The sequence below is a fragment of the Bradyrhizobium sp. USDA 4510 genome (genome assembly GCF_054059095.1).
Genome location: NZ_JBSSBT010000001.1, coordinates 7,093,285 through 7,109,459 on the forward strand (window position 1 = coordinate 7,093,285; position 16,175 = coordinate 7,109,459).

A 16,175-nucleotide genomic window follows, 5' to 3' on the forward strand; every position below is an offset into this window, starting at 1 on the left:
AGATTGATCGCGAAGCCCTTTATTTTATCGGATCTTACGGTGCGCTTTGCATGCTTTGCTGCGCGGTCGCGCTGATCGATCTTCGCCACGGCATCATCCCGAATTGGCTGAACCTTGCGATCGCGGCGCTCGGTCTCGCCAACGTCGTCGTCACCGAAGGCACGATGGCCGCCTTCACCGCCATGGCGATTGCGGTCCTGGTCGGCATCGTGTTCCTTCTACTGCAGCGTCTTTACTTCGCCTTGCGGCATGTCGACGGATTGGGACTTGGCGACGTCAAGTTTCTTGCCGCCGCGGCGATCTGGGTCGGCGCGACAGGCGTTCCGACCTTGCTGCTGATCGCGGCACTCGCGGCGCTCGGTGTTGCCGGCGGCCTGCAACTCGCAGGTCACGAGATGAAGCGCCAGACCTCGATCCCGTTCGGCCCGTTTCTGGCGCTCGGGCTTCTCGTGACGCCGGCCCTTCAGAGCTGGCTCGCGTTGAACTAGCATCTCGGTCCGACGCGCATCACATCTGGCGCCGCGCGGCCAAGGGCTTCCTTTCCGTGCTGACCGGAACCAGGCGGACATCGCCGCTCTCGTCGCCACCGGGCTGGGGCAATGTGAGCACGGCCCCCTGATCGTCCTTCTGCATCGTGACTTCGCGGCCGTTGATGGACCGCAGCTTCCATCCCTGGAAGTCGTCGCCGATCTTCAGCCGCAGCGCCGTCTTGGTCGACTGATCGAGAAAGATCCCGAAGCTTTCGTCATCTCCCGCGATGGTGCCGACCAGCGACAGCGGCGGTGGCTCGATCGCGACCTTGCGCGGCGGCGGCGGCGCCGGCTTGCTGACCTCCGGTTCCGCAACGACGGCAGGCGGAGGCCGCCGCGACGGCGAGAACACCGGCCGGTCGCGCGTGTTGGACAGCGTCTTGAGCGGGATGCCCCATAACGGATTGGCGCTGAGCGGCCGGGGCGTCGGTGCCGGCGACGGGGCCACCCGGACCGATGTCACCGGTTCGGACGGCGGCGGTGAACTCAGCACCGGTCCACCGAGGCGTGTATCGTCGAGCATCCCGGCGTCCAATGCATCGCCGGACGAGGCAGGCACCGCAGCCGGCGCCGAATAGGCCGACATCGCCAACAGCACGATGGTCGCAGCGAAGCGTCGCATCATTTGGCTCCTCGCCATTGTCCGGAGACGCCGAGCAGCACGCGCAGCTTGCCGGGATCGGCGCCCTTGGCGGCCTCGTCGGCGACGGGTTGCACGACCAGTTGGTCGATGAACAAAAACGGCATGCCGGCTTCCAGATCGTAGAGCACCTGCTGCAATTGCGCCTGCTCGATCTCGCTGCTCGCGACCATGCTGATGAAGCCGGCCTTGGCCGGCGCGTTCGGAACGTCGAGCTGCGTCGACAGCACGTTGCCGCCGGCCTTGATCACCGCACCCGACACCCGTTGCAGCAAGGTGGCGCCGGCCACCGTGACGGTCGCCCCCTCGAGATAGGCCGAGCCGGTCGGCATCGGCGGCTGACCGGGCGCGGTATTCGCCCTGGATCTCCCCTCCAGTTGCTCGAGCATTCCGGCCGCTGCCGCGACATCGCTGCGCAGGCCGATGATGTCGGAGAGTGACGAGATGACGACAAAGAGCAGCAGCACGAACAGGCCGAGATAGCTCGCGGTCGCGACCATTGGCGAGGTGCTGACAGCGGTCAGCGATCGGGATGCTGCGCTCATGAGCCGGACCCAAAATAAGCAGTGATGTTGGCCTCGACGTGGAACCGCTCGGCCGATTCATTTGCCGCACGCGTCGTCGGCGCGAAGAACGTCGCGCGGGTGAATTGCGGCGACTGCTCCAGCAACCGGATCAGGGATGGCGCATCCTGGGTCAGTCCGACCACCTGCACCTTGTTGCCCTCGATGCGAAGCTCCGTCACATAGGTCGTGTCGGGCAGCACGCGCGAGACCGCTTCCAGGACCATGACGCTCGACGGCGTCGTCTGCTTGCGCTTGGCCAGCAGGCCGAGCCCGGACGAGTCGCCATTGGCATCGAGACGCAGCGCGGCGCGGCGCTGCACGATCCGGTGTTGCAGATCGTCCTGCTCGGATTGCAGCCGCCCGCCGAGATAGATGTTCAGCAGCAGCGAGCCCGCGGCCGCGGCCGCTGTCGAGACCAGGCCGACGCGCAACAGGCGCGGAACCGAAGGCCCGGCAAGGCCGCGCAGCGACTTGTCGAGCAGCGTCACCTGCTGCGCGGCGCCGTCGCCGCCAACCGCCGGCGCGAACACCGCGATGGAGGCGGCGCCGAGCATCCTCGCCATCCGGATCAACGGATCGACCTTCGTCGCCGCGGTCGCGCCGAACGCGACTTCAATGCGGTCATTGGCGATCGGCTGCGGCGAACTCCAGCCAAAGACAGCATCGGCGGCGCTCCATGGTGTCAGCCGGTCGACCTGCGCGCGGATCATGCCGTCGAGGAAGTCGCTTGCCTGGCTCGGGAAATCGAGCACGCGGCTGACGATTTGATCCGATCGCAAACGTACCTCGATGCGGCTGCCGTCGAACGCGGTCTTCCACTCCGCCGGCAGCGGAGGCTGCGGCGCATCGTGATCGAGCCGGAACGAAACCGGCATCGAAGGCGAGCCACCCTTCGAGACCGCGAGGCGGGCGGTGAACGTGCCGTCGCCATTCTCGTCGAGCTCGATGCTGCGCCGGCGCATGAACCTGCCGGCGACGCCGTCGACGGTGGTCGCGACCGCGGTGATCCATTGCTCGAACCATTGCCGTGCCTCGGCAAGCATTGCCATCATCCTCTCTTGCGCAGCAGAACCGGGTTTCGCGGCTCGACGTCGTTTTGCCAGGACAACACCCGATAGGGCTCGACCTTGTCGCCGAGTGCGATCACCGCCTCGGATGTGGTGCGGTGACCGTTGCGGAAGCGGATCGAGATTGCGATCCGATAGCACGGGCTCTGCGCCGTCGATGCCGCACTTTGCTGGCTTGGGGCCTGCGTTCCGGCAGCTATGCCGTTCGGCGAAGCCGGGCGCGCCGCGAAGCCGTCCTGGTCCTTCCCCGACGTCTTATCGACGGCGAGAGCGACTTCCGGCGCGGCGATGGTCGGATCAACATCCGGACCGCCGTTGAACACCGTCACGAACGGCAACACGCGATCGACAAACGCTTCGGGGATGCCGGCGACCAGCGCCAGCTCGTTGACATGGGTGAACAGCCCCTGCCGCGGCGAATAGCCAAGCGCGTTGTAGCGTGCCGCCTCCACATTCTCGCTGCCCGGCGCGGGCCGGGTTCGCCAGCCGACGATCCGGTCGGCATATTCGGCGGCGGCGTCCTTGCCGGCGCCGAGCACGACGAACAGGCCGATCAGCATCTCCTTCGATGCATAATTCAGATCAAGGCGGCCGGCCTCCGACGTGAAGGTGACATCGACGCTGGCATCGTCGAGACCGAAATGAAACGTCCCCTGCTGCGGCCTCGTCTTCTCGTCCGTCAGCGTCAGCTGATAGGCGGTGAGCTCAACCCCGGCCGACACCAGCGCCTCGGTCTGCAACGACAGATCGCTGGCCGCCAGCGCGCGCGCCGACGCGGCCAGATAGGCCGAGAAGATGATCGCCAGCGACGACAGCGCCAGCAGGATCCAGAGCACCGCAACGATGACGAAACCGCGATTGGCCGGCGATCGGCCGATCTTGCCGGACGCGCCCATCACGTCTTCCCCTGATCGGTGGCACTGCCGGAACTCTGCTTGTCGCCGCAATTGCCGTCCGGCTTGGTGCAGTCGCTCGGAATCTGGACATGGACCGGCGCGATGGTCGAAACCGACAGGACGCGCTGGCTCGCCGCGTCGCGCACGGTCAGCCGGATCATCGCCGGCAGTCTGTCCGAGTCCTTCCACGCGCTCTTCCAGGCCCGGTCAGCACCGGCATAGGCGAACGACAGCCGATAGGGCGCGCGCAGCAGCACCACCGGGCTGGCGAGATGGACCTGTTCCGACAGCGACACCCCTTCAGCCAGCGGCGTGAACCGCGTCTGCGTGCGAACCGTGACGAACTCGCCGCGATCGCTCGTCTCGCCAAGGCGCACCACGTCGAGCCCCGCCCCGGCATTCGGCCCCACCGACGTGCGCACAAACATCACGGACAACTCCGATCCGTCGAACAGCGGCTTGTGGCTGTCGCGGTTGGCGGCAACGAACTCCGCGGCCGCAAGATCGGCGCCGATCCGCTCCAGCGCGATCCCGATCAATTCGCTGCGCTGGATCCGGTCGAGGCCCCTGTTCCAGCTCGGCAGCCACTGCGCCGTGATGCTGGCGAGCGCCGACAGCAACAGCCCCATCAGCGCCAGCGCGACGATGGTCTCGATCAGCGTGAAGCCGCGCTCGCCCGTTCGCTGGTCTGCCCATGCCCGGGTCATTCCGACGACCTCGGCATCAGGCGCACGGTGCGAATGTCGGACAGCGCACCGCCCGGAGATTTGACGCGAATCCGTACCAGCTCCGGAGCCCAGGGCACATTGCCCTTGGGCACCTTCCAGTCACCGCCGAGCGGACTGACATCAATCGTCCAGCGGTAGCCTTCCGCCTGCCCCGTCGAGGTGCCCGACTGCAATTCCGCGCGGGGCGGGATGCCGACCGTCATCAAGGTGCGCACCGCCTGCATCAGCGCCACGTGCTGCTCCAGCGCCCGCACGCCGCGCGTCTTGACGCCCATGACGGCGCCGATCGCAACGATCGAGACAGCCACCAGCGCCAGCGCCACCAGCACCTCGATGATGGTGAACCCCGCATCAGCGCGGTTAGTTGGCGGCGACGTCGCGAGCAACGATTTCAACCCTTCCGGTAAGCCAGTTGACGCGGACCTCATATCCAGCATCGAGCCGCGTCAGCGCGATGGAGCCGCCGCAGGAACCGCCATTGGCGAAGAAGCGGATCGTCGACAGCGCGGCGCGGCGCTGACAGCCCTGCGGCAGAACGGCATCGAGCCGCACGTCTTCGGGGATCCGCACCATCATGCGCGACGCACCGGAGTGGATCACCCGGCTCGGCGCATCGACCAGCGTCGCAACGCTGGTGCTGCGCTCGATGGCGGCATTCCGATCCGCCTTCAGCAGCGTCGCGGTCTGCAACGCATAGGCCTGCAGGCGCGATCGCGAGGTCTGGTGCGGAATGAACGGAAGCAGCACGGCCGCCAGCAGCGCGATGATGGCAAGCACGCACACCATCTCGAGCAGGGTGAAACCGCGCTGCGTCGCGTCATTCATGCTTGCCATGCATCCTTATTGGTCGTTGTTGTTGGCGGCGGTGGTCTTCTCGAGCGAGATATCGGCCGAGGTGCCGCTGCCGCCCTCCTGACCATCGGAGCCGTAGGAGACGATGTCATAGGGTCCGTGCTCGCCGGGCGAGCGATAGAGATAGGGGTGGTTCCAGGGATCGTTTGGCACGTTGCCGCCCTTCAGATACGGGCCGTTCCAGGCCGCGACCCCCGGCGTGCGCCGCACCAGCGCGGCAAGCCCCTCAGCCGTGGACGGGAAGCGCCCGGCGTCGAGATAGAACAGGTCGAGCGCGCTGGAGAAGCTCTGCAACTGAATGCGCGCGGTCTTGACCTTGGATTCGCTGAGATAGTTGAGCACGCGCGGGCCGATCAGCCCCATGATCAGGCCGATGATCGCGATCACCACCAGCATCTCGACCAGCGTGAAGCCCTCCTGCCCCGAACGCCTCTGGCTTTGCGACGGCGCGCGAGCGCGTTCCACTCGCGTGGCGAATGCCTCTATGATGGTGTTGCGCGATATCATGGCCGATGACCCCTGCTCTAACCGACTAGCTGCGTGACCGAGAGCAGCGCCGTCATGACCGACACGATCAGTCCGCCGACGACGGTGCTGATCGTGATGATCGCCAGCGGACCGACGATGCCGACGACCCGGTCCAGGCTGCGCTGCAATTTTGCTTCGTAGAATTCCGCGACCCGCCCGGCCAGCACCGGCAGCTGCCCGGTCTCTTCACCGAGCCGCAGCATGCGGACCGCCATCGGCGGCAGACTGTCCGCCACGGCGAGTGCTTCCGACAATTTGCCGCCATGGCGGACGCGGTCGGCGGCGGCGGTCCAGTTCGCCTCGTTTCCGGTCACTGACATGATGTCGACCAGGATGCGCAACGCGGCGGTGAGGTTGACGCCGCTGCCGAGCAGGACGCCGAGATTGCGGCAGAACAGGCTGGCCCGATAGAACTGGAAAGCGCTGCTGATGCCCGGCACCCGCGAAATTCCATTGACCAACGCGGCGCGCACGCGCGCCTGCCGCAGCAGCCACCATGCGAGCGCAATGGTCGCCGCGCTGATCAGGCTTGCCGCGGTGGCATTGGCGCGCAGGAAATCCGATACCGCAATGAAGCTGGCGAGCGCCGTGTCCGACTTGCCGCCGAAATCGCCGAGCACGGTCGAGAATTGCGGCAACACGAACAGCAGGAAGAACAGCATCACACCGGACGCCGCGACCAGCACGAAGGCCGGATATTGCATGGCGTCGGTCAGCTTGCGCCGCATCTGCTCGGAACGCGCGCGCTCGGTACCCAGCATCTCCAGCACAGAATCGAGCGTGCCGGAGATTTCTCCCACCCGGACCAGGGCGATGTACACCGGCTGGAACAGGGTTGGATGATCGGCGACCGCGTCGGCAAAGCTCTCGCCGGTGAGCAGGGCGGCGCGAATTTTCGCCACCACCGGACGCATCCGGCCCACGTCCGCGTCGCCCGACAGCAGCTCCAAGGCATCGTCGAGACGCGCACCGGCCTTGAGCAGCAGTGCGAGATCACGCGTGAACGTAGTGACCTCGGCCGCGCTCGGCCGGCCGAACAGGCTGCGGCCACCGGTGCCGCCGGATGCGCGCTTGTCCTCGGTGGTTTCGATCGGCAGCAGCTTGAGATATTCGATCCGCCGCGCCACCTCGGCCGCCGTCGGGGCGGAGATCGTGCCGTTCACGATCTCGCCGGCCTGGGTCAGAGCGCGATAGCGATAATTCGGCACGGCGTCACCGCACCGTTGCGACGCGGAGGATCTCGGCGGGCGAGGTCAATCCGGCGCGGCATTTGGCGACCCCATCGTCGAGCATCGTGGTCATGCCCGAGCGGATCGCCATCATATCGATCTTCAGCCCGTCGGTTCGCTCCCCGATCAGTTCGCGCAGTTCATTGGACAGTTCGAGCAGTTCGAACACGCCGAGGCGGCCGCGATAGCCGGTCCCGCCGCAGCGCTCGCAGCCGCATGGCTCGTGAATGATCTCGTCGGCCTTGAAGCCGAGCGCGGCGAGCCGGGGGTCCTCGGCGAAATCGGCTGTTGCAAGCGGCCGCGCCGTCTTGCAGCGCTCGCAGAGTTGCCGGACCAGACGCTGCGCGATCACGCCGCGCAGCACCGAACGCAACAGATAGCCTTCGACCCCGAGGTCGAGCAGACGCGGCACCGCGGCAGCCGCGGTCTCGGTGTGCAGCGTCGTCAGCACCAGATGCCCGGTCAGCGCCGCATGCACCGCGACATGCGCGGTCTCGGAATCTCTGACTTCACCGACCATGATCACGTCAGGGTCCTGGCGAACGAAGGACCGCAGGGCGGTGGCGAAGGTCAGCGCCGATCGCGGGCTTGATCTGGGACTGGTTGACGCCGGGAAGCTCGTATTCGACCGGATCCTCGATGGTCAGGATCTTGCGGCTCGGCTCATTGAGGATCGACAGGATCGTCGCCAGCGTCGTGGTCTTGCCGCTGCCGGTCGGCCCCGTGATCACGACCATGCCGTGCGGCAGCTTCAAGAGCCGCCGCAGCTTGGCTTCGTCAGGCTCGGAGAATCCGAGCTTTTCGACCACCAGCAAGCCGCGATCCTTGGGCAGGATGCGGATGACACAGGATTCGCCGTGCTGCGTCGGCATGATCGCGACGCGGATATCGATGTCGGTGCGACCGGCCCGCAGCCGCGCCGCGCCGTCCTGCGGCAGGCGGCGCTCGGCGATATTGAGGTTGGCGATGATCTTGATGCGGGAGACCACCGCCTGGGGCAGCACGCCCGACAGCGCGGCGACCGGCCGGAGCAGACCATCGATCCGTAAGCGCACCATCAGCCCGCCGGAGAACGGCTCGATATGGATGTCGCTGGCGCGAAGCTCGACCGCCTTTTCGATCAGATCGTTGACCGCGCGCACCACCGGCGCGCCGCTGGCGAGATCGCGCAGGCTCTCGATGTCGTCTTCGCGGGGCAGCGCCGCCGCGCTATCGGCGGCCTCGGCCTCTTCAGTGCTGGAAGAGTTGTTCAGCGCGATGGCGACGTCTTCCGACGATGCCACTTTCACATTGATATCAGCGCCAAGCACGATCTGTGCCGCGCGCAGCGTCGCCTGATCGGTCGGGTCGACGACGGCGAGCACCGTGGTCCCGTCGACCGCCCGGCACGGATAGACCATGGTCTCGCGCAGGAAGCGCGGCGAGAACGCCCCGACCAGCGGCTCGGCCGACGTCATCTCCTGGAGCGTCAACCGGCCAAGCGCAAAGAAGCGCGCGGCTTCGTCGGCGAAGTCGGTCGGCGAGAGGCTGGTGACCTCCCACAGCTTCGATTGCCTTGCGTCGGCGCCCTGCCCGGTCCGCTCGGCCGTTCCATCGCTCGGCGCCAGGTGATTGTTCTGACGCAGATAATCCACGAACCGAACGGACAGGTCGTTGGCCATTCTCGATATCCCGCCACACTATCCCGGATCAGTTCGTGCCAAGTGCCGCTGCGTGCCGTCGCGTTCGGCTCCCGGCAATTGTGCGGTTATCGATCCGAAGTGTGACAGCTGTGCGAAGTCACATCATTCGTCGCGCTCAAGAAACTTTGAGGGTGGCATCGCGGACACAAGCAGCGCGCCGGCTGCACAGTTTAGGTGCGATGCGATGGGCAGGTCGCGAACGACAATCATGTAACCAATTTATTTCTGTCATGTTCGATCGCTAAGAGTCGCTCCGGGGCAGGACCGATCGTCGCAAGCAATCGAAATTTCAGTTAGTCAAAGCGAAGGGCCTTCATGCAACGCGTAGGCACAGTGGGCCGCTGCCCGACGATCCGTGGCGGCCTCGCAGCCATTTTTGCCTTGACGTCATTGGGGCTGTTGGCGTCCTGCAATTCTGCGACGGTCGGCGAGAGCGTGGACGCATCCCAACTCGACGTCACCGACAAGGTGCGCTCGCTGGACCTGGCGCAGCGCCAGCCGCAACCGGCGAACGCACTGGCGGCGACGGGCGGCAGCCAGAGCGGCAGCGTCCGCGCAGCGATGTATGACGGAAGCGAAGTGACGGCGGTCGCGGACGCGCGGCCTCAGCCGGCGTCGAACGGCAATGGCTTCGATCTGAATTTCGAGAGCACGCCGGTGGCGACCGTCGCCAAGGTGGTGCTCGGCGACATCCTGCATGTCGGCTACACCATCGACCCGCGGGTGCAGGGCACGGTCAGCCTGGTCTCGGTCCGCCCGGTGCCGAAGTCCGACATGGTGTTCGTGCTTGAAAACGCACTCCGCCTGAGCGGCGTTGTGCTGCTCAAGGATACGGCAGGCTATCGCCTGACGCCGCTCGGCGACGCCGTCGGCGGCGGCCGCGTCGATGCCGCGGCGGCCAATCCCGAACCCGGATTCGGCATCTCGGTGGTCCCCCTGCAATATGTGTCGGCGCAGACCCTCATGAAGCTGACCGACAGCTTCGCCACCAGGGCGGGCGCGATCCGCGCCGACACGACACGCAACCTGCTGCTGATCCAGGGCACCGGCGCCGAGCGCCGCACCGCGGTCGATACCGTGCTCAGTTTCGACGTCGACTGGATGCGCGGCCAATCCGTCGGCATCTTCCCGATCTCGAGCGGCTCGCCCGCGCCTGTCATTGCCGAGCTGGAGAAGATCGTCGATTCCGGCGAGAACGGCCTCAGCCAGAATGTCATCAAGTTCATGCCGATCGCGCGCCTGAACGCGATTTTGGTGGTGACCAAGAAGCCCGACATGCTGCACACGGCCGCGACCTGGATCAAGCGCCTCGACCGCAACGACACGGCGCGGACCTCGGTCCATGTCTACCGCGTCAAATACGGCGATGCGCGCCAAATCGCGCGGGTCCTGACCGACATGTTCCTTGGCGGATCGTCCGGCAACCTGCTCGACAGTGCCGACAGCCAGCTCGCGCCCGGCTCCGGCACCTCGTCGACCTCGAGCGTCGCCGACCGTCTGTCGCTCAACAACAACAACGGCGCAAATTCAGGCATGAGCGGCTTCGCATCCCGCGGCACGTCGGGGACAGGCGCAACAGGCCAGGGCCTTGGCCAGGGATTCGGCGCCGGCGGGCAAGCGAACAATCCCAACAATCCGGGCCAGGGCAACAATGCCGCGCTGGATGCCGGACGCGGTGCCGGCGGCGGCAACGGGCAGCCCGTCATGCAGGACGTCCGCATCACGCCCGATGTCGTGAACAACAATCTCCTGATCTATGCCGACCAGGCCAACTACCGCATTATCGAGTCGACCCTGCTGCAGATCGACGAGCCGCAGCTCCAGGTCGCGATCGACGCGACGATCGCCGAGGTCACGCTCAACAACACCTTGTCCTATGGCGTGCAGACCTATCTCACCAGCCAGAACCTCGGCCTGAAGCCGAACACCGGCTCGATCCTCGGCACCCAGGCCACTTCCGCTCCCGCGACCACCACCGACGCGACCACCGGCGCGGTCTCGGTCGCGGGGTCGCTCACCAATGCCTTCATCAACCAGAGCTTCCCGGGCTTCAACTTCCTGATCGGAAATGCAACGCAGCCGAGCCTGATCCTGGATGCGCTGCACGCCGTCACCAGCGTCAAGGTGCTGTCCAATCCCTCGCTGGTGGTGATCAACAACCAGGTCGCGACCCTGCAGGTCGGCGACGTCGTCCCGGTCTCGACCGGCAGCGCGACGGTGCTGACCACGAGCAACACGGTGGTCAACACCATCGACTATCGCAACACCGGCATCATCCTGAAGGTCTCGCCACGCGTCAGCGTGAACGGCACCGTGCGGCTCGATGTCGAGCAGGAGATCAGCAACGTTCCCCAAAGCAGCGGCAGCACGGTCAACCTGACGCCGACCGTTTCGGAGCGACGGGTCAAGAGCCAGATCTCGGTGGCCAACGGTCAGACCGTGCTGCTGGCCGGCCTGATCAGCGAACAGCAGAGCGGCGCCCGCAACGCGCTTCCGGTGCTCGACCAGATTCCGGGCCTCGGTGACGCCTTCGGACATCAGAGCAACGGCACCCAGCGTACCGAGCTGATCATCTTCATCCGCCCGCAGATCATCCGCAACGGCTCCGACGCCCAGACTGTGGCCGAGGAGCTTCGATCGAAATTGCGCGGCAGCATCGCCACGACATCGACCAATGCGCCGATCACCACCAGCTATCACTGAGCCGGGCAGCAGGATGCGCCGCGTTCTCGCACAACGGACGGGCCTCTCGGCTTCGCTTGCGATCGCACTTTGGGCGATGACCGCCTCTGTCGCGAGCGCCGACAGCGTCGCGCGCGGATCGACTGCCTTCCATCGCGGCGACTATGTCCGGGCGGCCCGGGAGCTCGCGCCGGCCGCCGAGCGCGGCAATCCGCGCGCCCTCGGCATGCTCGGCTTCTTGTACGAGCACGGCTTCGGCGTGCCGCAGGCCTACGCAGCCGCCGCCGACTGCTACTATCGCGGCGCCGTGCAGGGCGACCCGTTCGCGCAGGCCCAACTCGGCCTGATGTACGACAAGGGTCACGGCGTTCCGACGGATTTCGTGCTGGCCTACAAATGGCTCAATCTGGCTGCGGCCCGCTCGAACGGGCGGCAGCGCGATGTCTATCTCCGGTTCCGCGATGCGGTCGCATCCAAGCTTTCGACCTATGAGATCATTGCCGGACAGCGGTTCGCACTGGAATGGGCCCCCGATCGGCCGGCGCCGGACGTGCACCTGACCGTCAAGTAATCGCGCCTTACGGAGGTGTGCGCACGAGGCTCGCCGACACGCGCCTGCCTCGTACCTTCCGCCGCCGCAACCGGCGCCAGCCGATCACGATCCCGCTGATCGAGATAATCGCACCAGCCGCCGATAGCAGCCACACCACGACGTCGTGCGCCGGCCAGATGCGCAGCAGCAGCGGGACATCGAGGCTGTGCAGCGCGTTGAACAGCCAGCGGTAGGACCGGCGGCTGTCGTCGCTGCGCTCGAGGATCTCGCCGGTGACGGGGGAGATGTGCAGCCAGGTGCGGGCGGGATCGTCGAACCCGATCCGCAATACCGGAAGCTCGCGCGCCTGGTGCAGCGTGTACCAATAGGCGTCGGGTTCATCGAGCTGCCGCGCTGATGTCATCGCAGCGCCGGGCATTGCGTGTCGGGCGGCAGCGATGACCTCGTCGCGCGAGAGGGTCATCCGCGCACCGGTCACAGGATCGGCGATGCTGCGGCCGCCGTTGCCGTCGTCGAGCAACATTAACCGGTGTCCGCCGATCCAGACGAAGCGGGCCTCCACCGCAGGCATCGATGGCGACGACTGGAAGCCAGCGACGATGTCGGCCGTGTCATGGCCGCTATAGCCGATCGCGATCTCGCGGGTGACGCCGCGGCCGGAGAACGCGCCGCCGGGATTGAGCGACAGCCAGCCGCTAAACATCCAGGTCAAGACGCAGATGCCGCCGATCAGGCCGGCGATGTGATGCCAGGCCATCCAGCCGCGATAGGGCGAGATGGCGCCATCAGCGTAGCGGCGCATCAGCCGCAGGCGGAGGACGCCGATCCAGAAGCCGGTGACCGCGACGACGAGGCAGATGCCGGAGATCCACAACACCACGTCGCGCCACAGCGAACCGTCCTTGCGCAACACGGTCGGATAGATCCAGTGCGGGATCGAGCCGAGCCAATTCCAGATCCGCTCGCAACGTGTGGTGTCGAGCGCGATCTCGCCGGTGCGCGAGGAAACATAGAGCTCGGTGCCATCGGCGTCACCGAGGCCGATCAGATAGAGCGGCCGCAACGGATCGAAGCGCGACGTGACTGACCATTGGTCGCGCGTAATCGTTTCGATCAAGCGAGGCTGCAAGGCATGCGGATGATGAGCGGCAATGGCCAGCGCCTGGTCCGGCGTGATCCGGTCAATCACGCTGCCGTCGGTCGCCGAAATGGTGATCGTCCCTCCCTTCCAGCCGGTCACCCGATAGACGGGCGTGTCGTCCATCATCGAAAGCCGCAGGTCACGCGGATAACGCTCGACACCTGCGATCGCCATCGCGCGATCAGGCGTGACCCGCACCTTGCTCCAGGGAATGACAGGAAGCGCGGCGAGGCGCTCGCTGTCGGTAAGGCGCGGAAAGGCCACGTACATCATGACGAGGCCGGAGATGAACCACATCGCGAACAGGAGACACGTCGCAATGCCGATCCAGCGATGGACGATATAGAGCCACCGCCGCCCGCGCCGGATCAGAGCGTTGCGCATGGTCAGAACTTCACGTTGACGGACAATTCGGCGGTGCGCGGCATGCCGAGCAGCCACTGCCCGGTACCGTTCGAGGTCACCGCGTAAGCCTTGTCGAACAGATTGTAGAGGCGGAACGCGACCGTGGTGCGGTCGTCCGGCTTCCACCTGACGCCGCCATTGACCACGTTGTAGCCCGGACGCAGCTGGGTGTTGGCAAGATCGGAGTACATCGCACCGACGATCTGCACGCCGCCATAGGCCGACCAGTTGGGCGCGAAGTCCCAGGTCAGCCAGACGTTCGAGACCTGCTGCGGCACGTTGACCGGGACATTGCCGTTGAAGCTGACGATCTTGCCGCCGACCACCTGGCTGTTGTTGTCGTATCTGGCGCGCAACAGCGCAAGATTGGCGTCGACGCGCCAGCCGTCGCTCAGTGCGAGCCCGATCGATCCTTCGACCCCGCGGGATGATTGCTGGCCGATCTGCAATGCCAGGCCGCCGGTGGGATTGCCGGGATCGGGAATCGTGAGCCCGGTCTTGACGATCTCGTAGGCAGCCAGCGTCCACTCGCCGCGGCCGCCCCAGAACGATTGCTTGACCCCGATCTCGGTCTGCTTGCCGGTCGCAAGCTGGAATGTCTTCTGCGTGGTCGACAGTGAGATCAGATTGCTGACCGGATCGACGCCGACCGCGTACTGGCCATAGAACGCGAGGTTCTTGATCGGCTCGTAAACGAGGCCCGCGCGCCAGCTAGTGCCCGATAGCGTCGTCTCAAAACTGTTTGCCGGCGTCTTGTAGTCGGTGCGGTCCACTTCGGGGCGATCATACCTGACCCCGGTCACCAGCGACAACTGATCGGTCAGCGAGAGCCGATCCTCGGCGAACAGCGCGTATTGATTGACGATCGCGTTGAAGCCCGGCGTGGTCGCCGTCGTCGTGGCGAAGAACGATCCGGGATCGAACACATAAGGATTGACCGACGACGCGCCGCCATAGGGCGAGTTGTTGGTATGGGTGAAGTCGATCCGGTTGACGTCGAACCCGGCGACGACCTGGTTCGCAAGGCCGAACACGTGGCCGCTGAAGGTCGTATCCATCCGGTTGCCGAGCTGCTTCTGGTCGTGGAATATCTCGATATAGCTCGTGCGATCGATCAGCTGGGTCTTCGGATTCCAGGTGTAGTTCTCGATGTCGCGCCAGTGCCGCTCGCTGGTCAGGTAATACAGCGTGTTGTTGACCTTGATGCCGTCGGCGACGTCCCACTCGGTCTTGAACCGGGTCCAGCTGTCCTGATAGCGGATCGCGCTGTCCGCTGCATTGTAGTTCTTGAAGCGCAGCGCGTCCTGGATCGCGCCGTTGATCAGCGGCGTGCCGAAATAGCGCGACGGGCTGCGATCGCCGTAATCTTCCGAGAGCGTGAAGGCGAGATTGTCCGACGCCTGCACCCGCACGGCAGCGGAGACCACCGCGTTCGAGGTCTTGTCGCGATCGACCCAGCTGTCCGACATGTTGCCGGTGGCGTTGATGCGGTACGACACATTGGGATTGATCGGACCGGTGCTGTCCACCGAGAGCCGCCGCGTCATGTTGCTGTCGAGCGAAACCTCGGCCTCGTTATAGGGCGTGCTCTGCGGCTTCTTCGGAATCACGTTGATGACGCCGCCGATCGCGCCTTCGCCGTACAGCACCGAGGCCGGGCCGCGCAGCACTTCGATGCGCTGCGTCGACCAGGTGTCATAGGGGAACGTCAGCGTGCCGGAGCCGATATAGAAGCGCGTGCCGTCATACAGCGTCATCACCGAGTTGCTGCCGGCAAAGCCGCGGGTGCTGAACGACAGGCCGCCATTGCCTGGCGCCGGCGTTGCGACGAACCCGGCCGCGTCCTGGGTGACGGCATCGAGCACATTATGCTGGCCGCGTTCAGCGATGGTCTGCGCCGTGATGATCTCGACGCTGGCCGGCGTCTGCAGCGGCGTCAGGTTGAGACGACTGCCGGTGCCGCCCTGCGTGGTGGCATTGAGCGTCGGCGATGCCGATCCCGGTACGCCCGACGCCGCGACGCGCGGGGCGTTGCCGGCTGTTGCAGGCCTCGGCCGTGGCCGCGCCGCAGCGGTCATGTCACGGCTGCGCGCCGCAGGCTTCGGCTTTGGCGCAGCGGAAGGCGCGACCTCAATCGGATCGAGCCTGGTTGGTGGCGGCGTTTGTGCCGAGCCTTCGGCCGGCAACAACAATGATGACAGGGAGCAGAGAAGACCGAGGCGCCATTTGCGCGCAACGGGAGAGGACGGAGACATGAAAAGGACTCGCGGTAACGTGGCACGTCACCGCGAACGTGGACTGGCGCATTGCCAAAAAAGGCAGTGCTCCGATCCCACCAGGACGCCCCCGCCCGATGTGCTCGCGTGTGACCACGACTGACGGCAGGTCTCCTGGCTCACGGGTCATCGCCTGTCGACGCCTTCCCGGGCCTGATGGCCCAGTGGCAAATTGACGAAAGGCTCGCCGTTTACAGTTGCGGGGACAGCTGCGGCATTGGGGTTACCCTCGCACCGCATTCCCTTTTGATCCCCGAAGGGAACCGTCGGCAAAAACGATAGGTGCTGGCTGCAGAGCTGTCAATTCGATGCGATTGTCGCAGACCTGCTTTGCGGGTGATGCTGCGGCGATGACACAGCGACGTCGAGGGCTGACGCCGAAAAGCAACCCGTCATCCTG

Annotated in this window: 14 protein-coding genes, 1 pseudogene and 1 riboswitch; of the genes and pseudogenes, 3 read left to right on the forward strand and 12 right to left on the reverse strand. The window is 65.7% G+C overall.

Annotated elements, in window-relative coordinates; all coding sequences use genetic code 11:
- Window positions 1–50 precede the first annotated feature (50 nt).
- Window positions 51–488 (forward strand): prepilin peptidase, encoded by a 438-nt coding sequence (locus ACVMDN_RS33125; RefSeq protein ID WP_063790104.1) that lies wholly within the window; start codon window positions 51–53, stop codon window positions 486–488.
- Between the two features lie 19 nt (window positions 489–507).
- Here the strand turns inward: ACVMDN_RS33125 and ACVMDN_RS33130 are convergent, their stop codons facing one another.
- From ACVMDN_RS33130 to ACVMDN_RS33175, 10 genes and pseudogenes are all read right to left on the reverse strand, one after another.
- Window positions 508–1,155 carry a hypothetical protein gene (locus ACVMDN_RS33130; protein ID WP_076827389.1) on the reverse strand — a complete coding sequence of 216 codons (648 nt, stop codon included), beginning with the start codon at window positions 1,153–1,155 and terminating at the stop codon, window positions 508–510.
- The gene (gene gspM, locus ACVMDN_RS33135) at window positions 1,152–1,715 is read right to left on the reverse strand and encodes a type II secretion system protein GspM (protein WP_076827386.1); all 564 of its coding nucleotides are present in this window, start codon (window positions 1,713–1,715) and stop codon (window positions 1,152–1,154) included. The genes ACVMDN_RS33130 and gspM overlap by 4 nt, the downstream gene beginning before the upstream one ends.
- A complete protein-coding gene (locus ACVMDN_RS33140) occupies window positions 1,712–2,779 on the reverse strand; it encodes a PilN domain-containing protein (protein WP_244558791.1) in 1,068 nt (355 codons plus the stop codon). Before ACVMDN_RS33140 ends, gspM begins: the two co-directional genes overlap by 4 nt.
- 5 nt (window positions 2,780–2,784) lie before the next feature.
- Window positions 2,785–3,699, reverse strand: a complete 915-nt coding sequence (locus tag ACVMDN_RS33145) for a type II secretion system minor pseudopilin (protein WP_076827382.1) — start codon at window positions 3,697–3,699, stop codon at window positions 2,785–2,787.
- Window positions 3,699–4,406: a PulJ/GspJ family protein gene (locus ACVMDN_RS33150; protein WP_076827380.1), complete on the reverse strand. Its 708-nt coding sequence runs from the start codon at window positions 4,404–4,406 to the stop codon at window positions 3,699–3,701. The genes ACVMDN_RS33145 and ACVMDN_RS33150 overlap by 1 nt, the downstream gene beginning before the upstream one ends.
- Complete coding sequence (locus ACVMDN_RS33155) at window positions 4,403–4,822, reverse strand: prepilin-type N-terminal cleavage/methylation domain-containing protein (RefSeq protein ID WP_244558790.1); 420 nt, start codon at window positions 4,820–4,822, stop codon at window positions 4,403–4,405. The genes ACVMDN_RS33150 and ACVMDN_RS33155 overlap by 4 nt, the downstream gene beginning before the upstream one ends.
- Window positions 4,788–5,252 (reverse strand): type II secretion system protein, encoded by a 465-nt coding sequence (locus ACVMDN_RS33160; protein ID WP_076827491.1) that lies wholly within the window; start codon window positions 5,250–5,252, stop codon window positions 4,788–4,790. The genes ACVMDN_RS33155 and ACVMDN_RS33160 overlap by 35 nt, the downstream gene beginning before the upstream one ends.
- A 15-nt stretch (window positions 5,253–5,267) precedes the next feature.
- On the reverse strand, window positions 5,268–5,786 hold the full coding sequence (gene gspG / locus ACVMDN_RS33165; protein ID WP_141340059.1) for a type II secretion system major pseudopilin GspG: 519 nt from the start codon (window positions 5,784–5,786) through the stop codon (window positions 5,268–5,270).
- A 17-nt stretch (window positions 5,787–5,803) separates the two neighbouring features.
- Entirely contained in the window at window positions 5,804–7,015 is a 1,212-nt protein-coding gene (locus tag ACVMDN_RS33170) for a type II secretion system F family protein (protein WP_076827376.1), read from the reverse strand.
- 4 nt (window positions 7,016–7,019) lie between these two features.
- Window positions 7,020–8,697, reverse strand: a pseudogene (locus ACVMDN_RS33175) (GspE/PulE family protein).
- A gap of 336 nt (window positions 8,698–9,033) precedes the next feature.
- Here ACVMDN_RS33175 and gspD point away from each other — a divergent pair.
- Both gspD and ACVMDN_RS33185 read left to right on the forward strand, forming a co-directional pair.
- Window positions 9,034–11,421, forward strand: coding sequence for a type II secretion system secretin GspD (gspD, locus tag ACVMDN_RS33180; RefSeq protein WP_194295345.1), 2,388 nt, complete (start codon window positions 9,034–9,036; stop codon window positions 11,419–11,421).
- Between the two features lie 76 nt (window positions 11,422–11,497).
- Window positions 11,498–11,971, forward strand: a complete 474-nt coding sequence (locus ACVMDN_RS33185; protein WP_076827489.1) for a tetratricopeptide repeat protein — start codon at window positions 11,498–11,500, stop codon at window positions 11,969–11,971.
- Between the two features lie 7 nt (window positions 11,972–11,978).
- On the opposite strand, the gene ACVMDN_RS33190 is transcribed toward ACVMDN_RS33185, so the two are convergent.
- Window positions 11,979–13,478, reverse strand: a complete 1,500-nt coding sequence (locus ACVMDN_RS33190) for a cytochrome b family protein (RefSeq protein ID WP_076827372.1) — start codon at window positions 13,476–13,478, stop codon at window positions 11,979–11,981.
- 2 nt (window positions 13,479–13,480) lie between these two features.
- Window positions 13,481–15,754 (reverse strand): TonB-dependent receptor, encoded by a 2,274-nt coding sequence (locus tag ACVMDN_RS33195; protein ID WP_076827370.1) that lies wholly within the window; start codon window positions 15,752–15,754, stop codon window positions 13,481–13,483.
- Window positions 15,755–15,862: 108 nt separating this feature from the next.
- A riboswitch (cobalamin riboswitch) is annotated at window positions 15,863–16,058 on the reverse strand.
- Between the last annotated feature and the right edge of the window lie 117 nt (window positions 16,059–16,175).

Bases quoted from the DNA above. Each gene is read 5' to 3' on its own strand.
- ACVMDN_RS33125 (WP_063790104.1), top strand. From the start codon at position 51: ATGCTTTGCTGCGCGGTCGCGCTGATCGATCTTCGCCACGGCATCATC.
- ACVMDN_RS33130 (WP_076827389.1), bottom strand. From the start codon at position 1,155: ATGATGCGACGCTTCGCTGCGACCATCGTGCTGTTGGCGATGTCGGCC.
- gspM (WP_076827386.1), bottom strand. From the start codon at position 1,715: ATGAGCGCAGCATCCCGATCGCTGACCGCTGTCAGCACCTCGCCAATG.
- ACVMDN_RS33140 (WP_244558791.1), bottom strand. From the start codon at position 2,779: ATGCTTGCCGAGGCACGGCAATGGTTCGAGCAATGGATCACCGCGGTC.
- ACVMDN_RS33145 (WP_076827382.1), bottom strand. From the start codon at position 3,699: ATGGGCGCGTCCGGCAAGATCGGCCGATCGCCGGCCAATCGCGGTTTC.
- ACVMDN_RS33150 (WP_076827380.1), bottom strand. From the start codon at position 4,406: ATGACCCGGGCATGGGCAGACCAGCGAACGGGCGAGCGCGGCTTCACG.
- ACVMDN_RS33160 (WP_076827491.1), bottom strand. From the start codon at position 5,252: ATGAATGACGCGACGCAGCGCGGTTTCACCCTGCTCGAGATGGTGTGC.
- gspG (WP_141340059.1), bottom strand. From the start codon at position 5,786: ATGATATCGCGCAACACCATCATAGAGGCATTCGCCACGCGAGTGGAA.
- gspD (WP_194295345.1), top strand. From the start codon at position 9,034: ATGCAACGCGTAGGCACAGTGGGCCGCTGCCCGACGATCCGTGGCGGC.
- ACVMDN_RS33185 (WP_076827489.1), top strand. From the start codon at position 11,498: ATGACCGCCTCTGTCGCGAGCGCCGACAGCGTCGCGCGCGGATCGACT.
- ACVMDN_RS33190 (WP_076827372.1), bottom strand. From the start codon at position 13,478: ATGCGCAACGCTCTGATCCGGCGCGGGCGGCGGTGGCTCTATATCGTC.
- ACVMDN_RS33195 (WP_076827370.1), bottom strand. From the start codon at position 15,754: ATGTCTCCGTCCTCTCCCGTTGCGCGCAAATGGCGCCTCGGTCTTCTC.